Below are 11,446 nucleotides of genomic sequence, written 5' to 3'. Positions count from 1 at the left end.
AACGGCGTAGTGGGAAGATAATCATATCTGGCGATATGACCGATAGTACCACGAAGCAAATCTTGTCTATCTTTCGGGACGGCAACAACACTCTAGCTTCTAAAGAAGCCCCCGCTATAACCGATCAGGTTTAGTGGTGGGAGTGCGTCACTAACTTGGTGTTAGAATAAGATCGCTCGCCCGGTTCCGTCGCATCGGCAGCAAACGAGTCTCCTCTTTGAGCTAAGTTGCAAGCAGCCCCGCGCTCTACTTGCTAGCGTGAGCGTCGGGAAGAATTGCAGGCGGCTCGATGGGACTCAATACCCCTGAGAGCTGTAATCTTCTCACACACTCTCTCAGTACATCGTTCTGCGTTCTCTCGGTTACTTTGCAGTATGCCTGCAAGTGCTGCATTTCCAAATCGCTTAACCTGACTGTTGCCTGCTTCATGATGTCAATATGATGTCAATTCTGCTATGATTAGACCATGAAAATCGCCTACCAGTACAAGCTATTGCCGACTTATGAACAGCGCTGTCAGATGACGCGCTGGCTCGATATGCTGCGGGCTCAGTACAACTGGTTGCTCGGTGAGCGCTTCGACTGGTGGGAGATGAACCGCTGTGCGGTGAACGCCTGCCCGCTGACGTGTAGTATTGCATTGCCGAAGGAAAGACCAGACTACTACGCTCAGAAGCGGTCTTTGTCACCCATGAAGAAAGTTCGGCCCTGGTACAAAGAGCTGCCCTGTCACACCCTGCAAGAGGTTGCTAAGCGGGTTGATCTAGCTTTTTCTCGGTTCATCCAAGGCGACAGCAGCGGCAAGCGCAGTGGCAAACCCAGGTTTAAGGGCAAAGGCCGATATAGAACAATGCTGTTTACGCAGTTGCGTTCTGAGCATATTTCTAGCAATCGCATTACTTTGCCTAAGCTTGGCAAAGTCAAGTTCATTCGCCATCGGCCTATGCCGGCAGGCTTCGCTCTCAAGCGGGCGCTAGTCACCCTGAAGGCTGACGGTTGGTACGTGAGTCTGACGCTTGAAGATAAGCGCGTACCGGATACACCAATTGTCGATGTCGAGCCAACTGAAGCAAACAGTATCGGTATAGATGCGGGGTTGGAATATTTTGTTGCTGGCTCTGATGGCAGTGGTGAACCGCTGCCTAAGTTCTATCGGCAAGCTGAAACTAAGCTTGGCAGACTGCAAGCGAAGCGGGAGCATCGGCCAAAGGGCAGCAAAGGACGACGTAAGCTGAACGAGCGTATTGCTAAGCTGCACCAGAAGGTAGCGCGGCAGCGGCAGCAGTGGCACTACGAAGTCGCTGGACGGTTGTTGGATAAAGCCGATGTTGTTTTTGTTGAAGACTTGCGCGTGTCGAATATGGCGCGTAAGAACAAGCCGAAGCAGGCTGAAGACGGTGCTTACTTACCGAATGGTCAAGCGGCTAAGTCTGGCCTAAACAAAAGTTTTGCCGATGCGGGGATAGCAGGGTTCTTGACCAACATCTTGCCTTACAAAGCTGCGAAAGCTGGTAAGCGAGTCGTGGAAGTTAGTCCTGCTGGTACCTCCCAGCATTGTGCGAGCTGTCTAAGCCGGGTGCCGAAGGGGTTATCTGACCGCTGGCATGATTGTCCGCACTGTGGTTTTTCATGCCAGCGTGACATCAACTCTGGCATCTTAATCAAGCAAGTGGGGTTGGGCATTGCCTCACTCAAAAACGCGAAGTCTCGGGCCAACCGAGATGGAGAAGCCCGCGCTCTATGCCTAGCATGAGCGTTGGGAGTATGTCACTCCAGGCAACGAGCGGATTGCATGGGTAAGTCCTTAAACCTCTGGCAGTTGGCGAGCTGCCAAGCTTTTTATTGTTCTTGGTCTCAACGTTTCAAATAGACTGAGACTGCTGTTACAGGTGATGTCTGCTTATGTTGGAAACAGGTCAGCTGCTACCACTTAGTTTTTTAGGGCGCGAGTTCACGGTCGTCGTCATTGACCCGAATGGACTCGGACCAGGAAAGCCCACGGTTGGGATTGGTTTGCGCGGGATGAGCAGGCACACCAATATGCCAGTAAGTACCTTGGTACGTAGGGTAATTGAGGTCGCAGCAGATGAGGAAGCTGAAGATACGCTGGAAGCTGGAAAGTATTTGAAGCTGCCCTCTGGCAAACTCTTTAAGATCACCCCAGTTGAGGCCAACGATGGGAATACCTACCAGGTGATTGAGGCAGCAGATTGGGTTGAGCTCTCTAAGGAATGGGCAAAGAAGCCAGGAAGACTCGGCACTGAAACCAAGAACGGTCTGATTGATTTTCTAGGTTGGTTTGCGGCTGAGGGATTCTATGCGGCGGCTTATACCGTGCTTAAGCGCACCTATACCTATGAGGATAGTCAGCGGATTCAGCAGTGGTTAGTGTCTAGGGAAGCAGGTAAGCCTGCTCGTAAGGACTGGGCCTGGGCGATCTCTGAGCAGGGCGGCAACAATCCATTCAAATATGGCAAGTGGACGAACTATGTCTACAAGGGTCTCTTTGGCATGGACGCGGCTGAGATGAAGAAGGCTTGGGAAGCGCCCATGAGTGGCTCCAAGCATATCGCTCGAAATTACATCCCTGAATCTATCGGTCTTGAAATGGTCGGGTTCTGCGAGAAGATGGTTGCGGTCATGGAGTTCGAGGACTTAGAGCGCGCTCATGATGAAGCAATCAGACTTACTCAGATCAAGTTTCAGCAAAAGCTCGATGCAAATAGACTACGCGGTTAGGAAAATTCTGAAGCAGAGCAAGGAAGCGATCGCAGCGACACAGAGGAAACTGCAGCCTTCTGTAGAAGGCGTGCTTTCTACAGAAGGAGCCACGCAGGGGAGACATCGCCATCTTACTATTCGTGTTACTTTTTCCAAGAACTCAGAAAAGTAACACGAATAGTAAAGGTATATTATATCATTATGTAATTATACAATTAGCTAATTCACCTTTTTAGCTGTGAGAGCACTCGCCGTAGTTTTCCCGCCTGCTTTCGCTGTTGCACTCGGCGCTGCGCCTCAGTCACCATCTCTGCTTTAAATCTAGCGTTCTGCTCTGCTTCAACAAAGCAGGCTTCCAAAAACGTTTCAACTGTGATGTCATTCTCTTGGCAGAAGCTTAGCAGAAGACTCTCTAGCTCTACTTCTAAACGAATGTTCCGTCGCTGTGAGACCTGTGGCAGAGTAGCGAGTTCTGCTTCAATAGCCGTCGCTCCTGCTGCTGCACTCTGAGTTGGTGCAATTTCAGCTGACTGATGGGCAGGCGATGGCGTAGGCGCTACCACGGGTGATCGCACTTCCGAGGAGGCTGCTGTAGCAGTTGGCAGTGGTTGAGTTGAGACAGGCAAAGAGGATTGAACTGGCTGTGTAAGGTCAGACGGTTTGATTAGGGAGGTGTCACGTTCTACGCTCGGCCTCGCAGTTTTGTTGCGGCGTTTAATCCGGCGAAGCATATCGTCGCTCATGCTACTGCTACTGCCTCCATTGATTCGATGCGCTCGACTAGTACGTCAAAGGGATAAGCTAGGTCAGGAACACCTAGCTCTGCTAGGGTAGTTTGTTGACTAATAGCCTTTTTGAATTGCTCCGATTCGCGGATGGAGGGGAGGACTAAGTCTTCGCCCACTTCTTCGCGCATTGCTTCGATAACCGAACGGCTCTCTTGTGTTTGGTTGGCTCCTACCCAACGATCTCGAAATGGAATGACACCCATTAGTTCGGCTTTGGCTGCATCTAGATCTTTGAGTTCATTGACGGCTTCTAGGGTACGAACGAGAGAACCAAAGCCCTTAACGGTCGCTTCGCACGGCACAACAATGCGATCTGCTGCGCCGATAATAGATTTACAAATTTGGCTTCTTTGAGGTGGCGAGTCAATTAGACAGATATCGAAGGTGCCTTGGCCAGGGGAGAGCCGTTTTCTAAGCACCATTGCGCCCATGCCGGTCGTACTCAGATACTCTTGGGCGTTGTCGAGGCCATCATCTGATGGGATAAGGTATAGGTTCTTAATTTTGGTTTCGTAGATAGCGTCCTCTAATTCGACACTCGCTTTCATGACTTCGAGTAGGGTTGGTTCGTTTTGGGCAACTTCGTGGCCTAGGAAGGTAGTAAGGTTACTCTGCGGGTCGCCGTCTATGACTAAGACGGTGTAGCCTGCTGCGGCTAGGTGCTTGCCAAGCAGGGTTGCTGTTGTCGTTTTACCTTGCCCGCCCGCTAAGGATAAACTTGCTAAGATTTTCATCACTCATTCCCCATACTTGTTTATGTTATCTCTTGATATCTCTATATCTACGCATAAACATACCATTAGTTAATTGTATAATTACACAACTAGCTCAAAGAGTAATGAACCTCTGATGTCATGAGTTATTGACTACCTTAGACATTGATAGAACGTCAATAGTACCCACGAAGCGGCATAGCATTCTATTGCAGGACTGAAAGTGAATTGTATGATCACACTCATATCGAAAAACCGTTATGAACAAAGAACCACAGCGATTATACAACCAGTAAATTATATAATCACAAGAGCGATATCTAGAGATATCGGTTGTATAATCAGTTTTTTATATAACTATGTAGAGGCGTTAAGACTAGTTGATGTGATTGTATAATCACATCATTACATCATCAACCTATTACATAAAGAGGTAATAATACAGGTATCTAATGACATATAAGCCTAGTGATACAACAATGTCACTACACACATGGTTAAATGTCTAATTACTCATCTTGCTTATGCTTTAGGCGACCTATGCAGCGGACGTAAGTTCAGTGTTAGCTAATCAGAAATAGCGATATGAGAGACGGGACGAGTAAGACTTCCTCCAAAGCTGCGATAGCAGCAGTTAGGGGCTCCTCGCGAAACCAGCGCAATACCGTCATAACTATGGCGAATCTAGTAGAATCAGACTAAAATCAGACTACGTTTCAATTGCCTTGCTATGCCGCGCCGGAAAAACCCTGAATGCATCCGTTGTGCTGCTCAATCAGTTGAAGTGGCTCAGCAGAAGCCGTGCTGGAAAGGGCAGACTTGCCGTTCTAAGCGCTCTTACTATGCAAACCACTCTGTAAACAAGGCTAAGAAGCGCAGCAAGCAGCGGCGGCAACGGGTACAAACCCTTGACATCCCCCTCTTTGGGCATGATCTACCGCCTGAAGTGTCCATGATTTTCTACAGAGACAGGGCTGATGGACCTATTCACGCTATCGAGTTCGTAGTCGTTGACGATGGGCAAACGCTTTCTCGGGTCAACCCTATTCATCTAAAAGGCGTGCCACAAACCAAGCTACGTAGTCATATTAAAAATGTGCTGGGCGTACTCAAAGCCCAGTTCGGACAAGACATCAGAATCAGCCAGTCCAGACAGCCCGCTTCGCTGTGCCCCCTTTGTCAGCAAAGTGGGGAAGAGACTGATGAATGAGGCGACTAAGCTATCGGCGCAGCAGTGGCAGCAGGCTCAAGCAGAAGCTAGTCGCTTTCGCGATGAGGTCACTCAAAGAGCACTAAAGTACGGCGAGCAGAATTTCTTCGTCACTCTATTTGCGATCGCTGCTGAACTCATCGTTCAAGATACAGACGATTTTTGTGATCGCGCTGAGGAAATATTTGAAGCGATAGAAGCTTTTGGTCAAGAGCCGGAACTCGACAGCGACTGGCTAGCTGAAGTCACCGGAGAGAAAGATACTTTCTATTTCTCTATAGATAGTCTGGTCACCGAAATAGATTCGTTGCCTAGAAGTGCGCGGCAGGATGAGCCGACTGCGCTCGACGAAGAAGAGGTTGTTCAAGCGGTGGAGGAGGCCATTCAGTCTGCTGAAGACGCGATCGCCGTTGCACACGCAGAAAATTCTCGTGACTGGATTGAGAGAATTGCTACTGTACTTTGTGAGCAGGCACAGAACGAAGCGATGACCTTTGGGCTACTGCTCGAAAGCACTCAGCTAGCCCCTATAGAACTTTGGCTTGGTCTTCTTCTTGGCCACGACCGCTGGCTCATGCAGCAAGAATGCTTCTATGGCGAAATCAGCGTATTCTACAGAAAAAATCAGCCTTGACGCATCACCACTCTGGGGTGGGTCTGAAGCCCCGGACTTTAGTCCGCTGTTGTTTCTAGTGGGATCTGGCCTGCTGCTCAATGTACTGCTTAACCACGTTTAGTGGCGCACCGCCAACAGAGGAAGCAAAGTAGGAAGGACTCCAAAGGGTGTTCGGCGCGGGCTTTGGATAACCTGCCTTGTTATATGCTCGGCTAGAAACACCCTTGAGATGCTTGGCTAACACAGAGACGCTGAGCTTAGGCGGGAACTCCAACAACACATGAACATGATCTGCTTCCCCATTAAATTCTAGAATCCTGAACTTCATCGCATCTGCAACAGAGCGCATGGCCAATTCTATACACTCAAGCCCTTCATCAGTGAACACTTTACTTCGGTACTTAGTGATGCAGATTAAATGTATTTTGAGGTCAGTAACACTATGCCGCTCTCGCCTAAATTCAGGGGGTGCCACTGCTTGCTATAGCCGCTATATTTATTGCAGGACAACTCTAACACAGCCGATGAAAGCTCGTTATACCTATCGCATCTATCCCAACCGCTTGCAGCAGAACAAACTTGCTCAGGTGTTTGGCTGTGTGCGTGTGGTGTATAACGATGCCTTAGCCACGGTGAAAGCTACGCCGAAAGGCGAGAAGTGGCCTAGCAACGCTGAGCTTCAGAAGCGGGTGATTACCCAGGCCAAGCAGACTAGCGCTAGGGAGTGGCTCTCTTCGGTCTCGGTTGTGCCTTTGCAGCAGTCGGTTCAAGACTTGGGCTTCGCCTTCAAGCACTGGTTCGCAGCGCTGAAAGGGAACGGACGGGAAAGGTTTCCTAGATTCAAAAAACGCTCGAATGCTCAGTCAGCCCGGTTTACCCAAAGAGGGTTTAGTCTCTCGAATGGGAAGCTGATACTGGCAAAAATGGGGGCATTCAAGGTGCGATGGTCGCGTGAGCTGCCGTCTGCGCCTAGCTCTGTAACCATAGTCAAAAACACGGCTGGTCAATACCATGCCAGCTTTGTTGTTGAAGTTGAACAGAAGAGCGTTGAACCCATGCGCCCGTCCATCGGGATTGATTTGGGCATTAAAGTGTTTGCATTCCCGAGTGTCGGCAAGCCCATCAAAGCGCCCGACTATAGTCAACTAGACAGAAAAGTTAGGCGCTTGCAAAAGCGCATGGCTCGTCAGCAAAAGGGTTCTAATCGTCGTGAGGCGACCCGACTGAAGCTTGCAAAACTACAGCTCAAGATTCGCAATATCCGTAAAAACTTTCTACATACCCAGTCTACGAAGCTAGTCCGTGAGAACCAAACGGTGAGCCTTGAAGACTTGAATGTGTCAGGCATGGTGAAGAATCGCAAGCTGAGCCGCGCTATCTCGCAGCAGGGCTGGCGTGAATTTCGCACGATGTTAGAGAGTAAAGCAGCTCAGTACGTCAACCGCACTGTCAATATCATTAGTCGGTGGGAACCGACCTCTCAGACCTGCTCTGGTTGCGGCTTTAGGTGGGGCAAGTTAGACCTTTCGGTCCGCTCTGTTCTTTGTATCAACTGCGGCGCTGAGCATGATAGAGACCAAAATGCCGCCGAGAATATAAACATAGTCGGGGCTGGATTAGCCCACGACTCTAAACGAACGCAGAGGGCACGTCAGACTAGCTTGCTAGCCGTGCCCGTTGAAGCGTTAAGCCACAAAGTAGAGCAGCAGCTTAGCCTGTTCGCCTAGCTTTAGAATCCTTGGACTTTTAGTCCGGGGAGCATGTCAAATTTCTAAAGGTTTCTTCTCTAGTCCGTTAGACTGTACGGATGCTATGAGCTTCTGCACTTCTTTCCAATGACGAACATCATCTACGCTGATTTCATCGGCACAAAGCGCCCTGTTTTCCTCTATATCGTATTCTGCTATCTCTTCTCCTGCTGCTGATTTAAGAGTCATTTTTTTCTGTCCTTCATCAAGGATAAACAGATGATTCTTAGTCCGAACCTGTTCTATTTTTCCTCTTGTTTCAACAACCGATGACTCCTGTTTTCGGGCTATAAGATAACCATTCACGACAGGCTCTTTTATAGACTCTGCCCATTCTATTCGGATGGCCTCGACTTCAGGCATAGTATATCTCTCGGCCCACTCTTGCCTGAATGCTTCAGAGGTGTTGTCGCGTATTACCGAAACGATCTCATCTTCCTCAAAGGGGTCCTTCAAATCAGTTGTCAAACCCATCCTACGGTATTCTCTGTACAGAGACGCGATCGCACTTTCACGAGCATCATATTTGTCTCCATACAAGGTATCTCTATGCTCTTTCCCAAACGTCTCTCCCCGGCTCCACCATGAGGTGTAGTGGGGATCATCCTGAGAGACTACAAAATCTCTGTACTGAATAGGAATACCGATAGGTGTGCAGGCAAACTCTTTATACACTCTGGTAAGGGATGCGATCGCGTCGTCTTTGGCCTCTTCATACGACCCATAGAAAGTGTACTCGTCTCCTATGTAAGCGTCATAAAAAAGGTCATCGCTCAACCATTGATAGCCATCTTCACTCGCATCTCGAATTTCAAAGTGTCTTCCTTCCGCTAGATTATCTCTAATGAGCTGATCAAGCTTTTGCTCTTGCCTGTCAAACTCAGATCTATTGGTATCAGTCTCCATAGCTTCCTCTGTATCAACAAGGATTGGTTGATCCTTCCTATCTTCGGCATAAATGCACATTGTGTTGCTGGCGAGAGCGATCTTATCGATTGGCGCTTCGATATCACTTGGTCTACCGCTCTTTAGCAAGTCGTTCTTCTGTGTGCTCGTCTTCAACTTGATCTGAGGCTGCAAGTCTTCTTTCTTGCAAGAGCCTTTCTCTTCCTTCTCAACTTGCTGCGGTGGCTTCCAGCCGCGCGACGTTGCTAACTCCCGAGCAGCTCGGTACACATCTTTTGTGTCGCATCCGCCGTAACAAGTAAATTGCCCAGTCGCTTCATTAACGCCTAAGCTATCGCCACTGTGTCCTTCGCCACCATGGTGCGGGCACTGTACCTTCAACCAACCATTCTGAGAATAGCGATCGCCGTCGAGATACTGCGAAAAGTTTCTGATATCCCAGGGATTGTCAGCCGCAGGCGTCGGTGCGATCGCCTGCCCGGTTACCTCCCTACCGGCAGCGCGGCTCTTCGCTTCCTTACCCCATCGTTCTTTGTCCCACTGAGGCAGCTTCGCCTCTATCAATTCAACAGAACACCGGGCAGCCTTGTCCAGATGTCGAAGCGCGACTGGGCTGAAGAGCAGCCGCTCATCGGAAGTACCCTTCTCGCCGACGCGCACATGGTCGAAGCCAGGTAAGCGCATTAGCCTTGAACTGTTGCGAATAGCTGCGTCGCCATCCATCATTTGAATAACACGCTCTTGCAGCTTTTTCCACTCGTTTAGCTCCGTAACTGGCAAGGACAAAGGACTGTAGCAATGAACCGATTTGTAAGTCTCGACCATTGCTCCTAGCGGTAGTCCTGAGGTCTGAGCTTGTTCAATCTGCTCAGCCTTATTCTTGTCGTCACATTCCCAGAACACAGAGCGAGCTTCTAAGATTTTGCTATCATGCTCACCGCCCGGATTCACGACAAAGTAGATTCCTCTGCCCTCTTGATTTAATTCCAAGAGCTTAGTTAGCCCCGCTTCGTAAACTGCTGGCTCCTTGTTCTTACGAATATGCACAAACTCCCAGCTCCCGACAGTAAGATAGCCGCGCCGAGTGTTCGGTATCAGTCGCTTCTTACCGTTCTCCTCAATCTCGAACTTGAGGTTTTGTTTTATGGCTAACTCATCTGATAGATTCTTCGGCAGCAGCGCCCGCACATAGAGGCGATCGCCTGGTTTGTATCCAAGTACCTCTGTGAAGTCGTTCAACTGTTGTTCGAGCGTGGCATCCAGGGGAGAGGACTTTAGTTTGATCGGAGCGCATGTTTGCAGATGCGGTGGTCTCGCTAGTATGGGCGGCGCGACAGAAGACCGTTGCTGTGGCTGTTTGGACTTTGATGGAACTGCAGTCCTTCTCTTCTCCTTTAGTCTTGGTTTGAGCTTTGGTGGATCTACTCTTCTTCGTCTAGGAGGCTGGGTTATCATCACTCTAATTCTTGTTCAAACAGACGCAAATGTGTTGACATCAGAGGCTTTGACAGCCATACCACCGAATAGAATAGCGAGAACCTGGACTCTATCGCGCTTTCCACTATTTGAGTAAAAACAGCAAGATTGACACCAATCATCTCATCGTTAGAAGTAGTACCCCATACGTATTCAATTGACAAAAGTTTATCGCGATCGCCATAGCAATCAATAGCCATACCACGATGAAGGACCACAAATATCCCTTCGTTAGACCCTGCGAAAGGTAGGCCCAACACAAACTCTGATCCATCAATCCCCCGCCCCCATCCAAAGAATCATTGCCAGCGCCGCCAATCAAGACATCGTCACCGCCGCGTCCTTTCAACTTATTTCTAGAGGCATTGCGGTAGAGGGTATCATCCCCTCTACCGCCTACGAATGGAAATTCTAGTGATGTACTTTGGTTCGTAGCGTGGATTACGGTCGAAGTCTGCAAGTCCATATTCTAGTCTGATAGAAGAAGGCATAGAATCAATTCAATACACTGAACTTTCACACAACAAACTAAAGCACTGTTGCTTCTTTCGCAAAAGTGATGTTTATGCACAAATTTTGCTGTTTATGTATACGTTATGTATAAGTTGTGTATACGCTCTGTGTAAATAATGGGTGATTCTGTATAGAAAAAAGGCTGTTTGTGTAGCTTCAGCCAAAATCTGTTCTATCTATGTATCAATAACTCGGAAGTATGAACATATAATCCTTTAGATTGTGACAGTTTTTATAATTCAAGAATTAACAAAAAGAAACATGAATGACTCACAACTCTAAAGAGAGAAAGCGGTGAAGTCTCTCCATAGATTGATACCGTTAGTGGTCTGACTGATCTTGTTCTTTGTAGGGCTGGGCTAGACCAGCGGCACCTGCGATCGCAGCACCAGCCAAGCCAAATCCAGCTGCAGAATCCTTTTGACCGTCTGAAAAAATAACAGCGATACCAAGCCCTCCGCCAATCAGCGCCAGTACGATAGGCGTTGATGCTTTGATCATTTCAACCTTTAGGAAATCGATCCTGTGGGTTGTTTGGTACTGAGCTTCAGACGCAGGAGCTGTTTTTTCATGAGTATCGGCAGTAAGCTCATTTATCTTTGGAGAATATGTCATGACTTAGTTTCTCGGTAGTGCATTTTAGTAAAGGACAGAGGAAAAAACAGGTTCTTCGCTTTCTGCCATCTTCTTTCTGACTGAACGGTTGTATTCATGAATGAACATCCATATTGCACCGATGTGATTCTCTAGCTTTT

General features: G+C 48.6%; 11 protein-coding genes. 5 read left to right on the top strand and 6 right to left on the bottom strand.

The window, feature by feature from the left end; all coding sequences use genetic code 11:
• The first annotated feature begins 466 nt into the window (after positions 1–466).
• The gene (locus IQ256_RS26390) at positions 467–1,753 is read left to right on the top strand and encodes an RNA-guided endonuclease TnpB family protein (protein ID WP_193858676.1); all 1,287 of its coding nucleotides are present in this window, start codon (positions 467–469) and stop codon (positions 1,751–1,753) included.
• A 149-nt stretch (positions 1,754–1,902) separates the two neighbouring features.
• Positions 1,903–2,739 (top strand): hypothetical protein, encoded by an 837-nt coding sequence (locus IQ256_RS26385; protein ID WP_193858675.1) that lies wholly within the window; start codon positions 1,903–1,905, stop codon positions 2,737–2,739.
• A 206-nt stretch (positions 2,740–2,945) separates the two neighbouring features.
• Here the strand turns inward: IQ256_RS26385 and IQ256_RS26380 are convergent, their stop codons facing one another.
• Positions 2,946–3,464: a hypothetical protein gene (locus IQ256_RS26380; protein ID WP_193858674.1), complete on the bottom strand. Its 519-nt coding sequence runs from the start codon at positions 3,462–3,464 to the stop codon at positions 2,946–2,948.
• On the bottom strand, positions 3,461–4,243 hold the full coding sequence (locus IQ256_RS26375) for a ParA family protein (protein ID WP_193858673.1): 783 nt from the start codon (positions 4,241–4,243) through the stop codon (positions 3,461–3,463). The genes IQ256_RS26380 and IQ256_RS26375 overlap by 4 nt, the downstream gene beginning before the upstream one ends.
• 709 nt (positions 4,244–4,952) lie before the next feature.
• Between IQ256_RS26375 and IQ256_RS29880 the strand changes: the two genes are divergently transcribed.
• Together IQ256_RS29880 and IQ256_RS26365 are read left to right on the top strand one after the other, a co-directional pair.
• The gene (locus tag IQ256_RS29880; protein WP_228025312.1) at positions 4,953–5,432 is read left to right on the top strand and encodes a hypothetical protein; all 480 of its coding nucleotides are present in this window, start codon (positions 4,953–4,955) and stop codon (positions 5,430–5,432) included.
• A complete protein-coding gene (locus tag IQ256_RS26365) occupies positions 5,425–6,066 on the top strand; it encodes a hypothetical protein (protein ID WP_193858672.1) in 642 nt (213 codons plus the stop codon). The genes IQ256_RS29880 and IQ256_RS26365 overlap by 8 nt, the downstream gene beginning before the upstream one ends.
• Positions 6,067–6,121: 55 nt before the next feature.
• Here the strand turns inward: IQ256_RS26365 and tnpA are convergent, their stop codons facing one another.
• The gene (gene tnpA, locus IQ256_RS26360) at positions 6,122–6,523 is read right to left on the bottom strand and encodes an IS200/IS605 family transposase (RefSeq protein WP_193858671.1); all 402 of its coding nucleotides are present in this window, start codon (positions 6,521–6,523) and stop codon (positions 6,122–6,124) included.
• 49 nt (positions 6,524–6,572) lie between these two features.
• Between tnpA and IQ256_RS26355 the strand changes: the two genes are divergently transcribed.
• Positions 6,573–7,775 carry an RNA-guided endonuclease TnpB family protein gene (locus tag IQ256_RS26355; RefSeq protein ID WP_193858670.1) on the top strand — a complete coding sequence of 401 codons (1,203 nt, stop codon included), beginning with the start codon at positions 6,573–6,575 and terminating at the stop codon, positions 7,773–7,775.
• Positions 7,776–7,811: 36 nt separating this feature from the next.
• On the opposite strand, the gene IQ256_RS26350 is transcribed toward IQ256_RS26355, so the two are convergent.
• From IQ256_RS26350 to IQ256_RS29875, 3 genes are all read right to left on the bottom strand, one after another.
• Positions 7,812–9,941, bottom strand: coding sequence for a hypothetical protein (locus tag IQ256_RS26350; protein ID WP_228025311.1), 2,130 nt, complete (start codon positions 9,939–9,941; stop codon positions 7,812–7,814).
• A gap of 355 nt (positions 9,942–10,296) precedes the next feature.
• Positions 10,297–10,644, bottom strand: a complete 348-nt coding sequence (locus IQ256_RS26345; protein ID WP_193858668.1) for a hypothetical protein — start codon at positions 10,642–10,644, stop codon at positions 10,297–10,299.
• 368 nt (positions 10,645–11,012) lie between these two features.
• Positions 11,013–11,306 carry a hypothetical protein gene (locus tag IQ256_RS29875; RefSeq protein WP_228025310.1) on the bottom strand — a complete coding sequence of 98 codons (294 nt, stop codon included), beginning with the start codon at positions 11,304–11,306 and terminating at the stop codon, positions 11,013–11,015.
• Positions 11,307–11,446: the final 140 nt, after the last annotated feature.

The organism is cf. Phormidesmis sp. LEGE 11477 (assembly GCF_015207105.1).
Classification (GTDB): Bacteria; Cyanobacteriota; Cyanobacteriia; order Phormidesmidales; family Phormidesmidaceae; genus Phormidesmis.
Note: the sequence above shows the minus strand (reverse complement) of the source record. Positions and strands in the feature narration are given on the sequence as shown.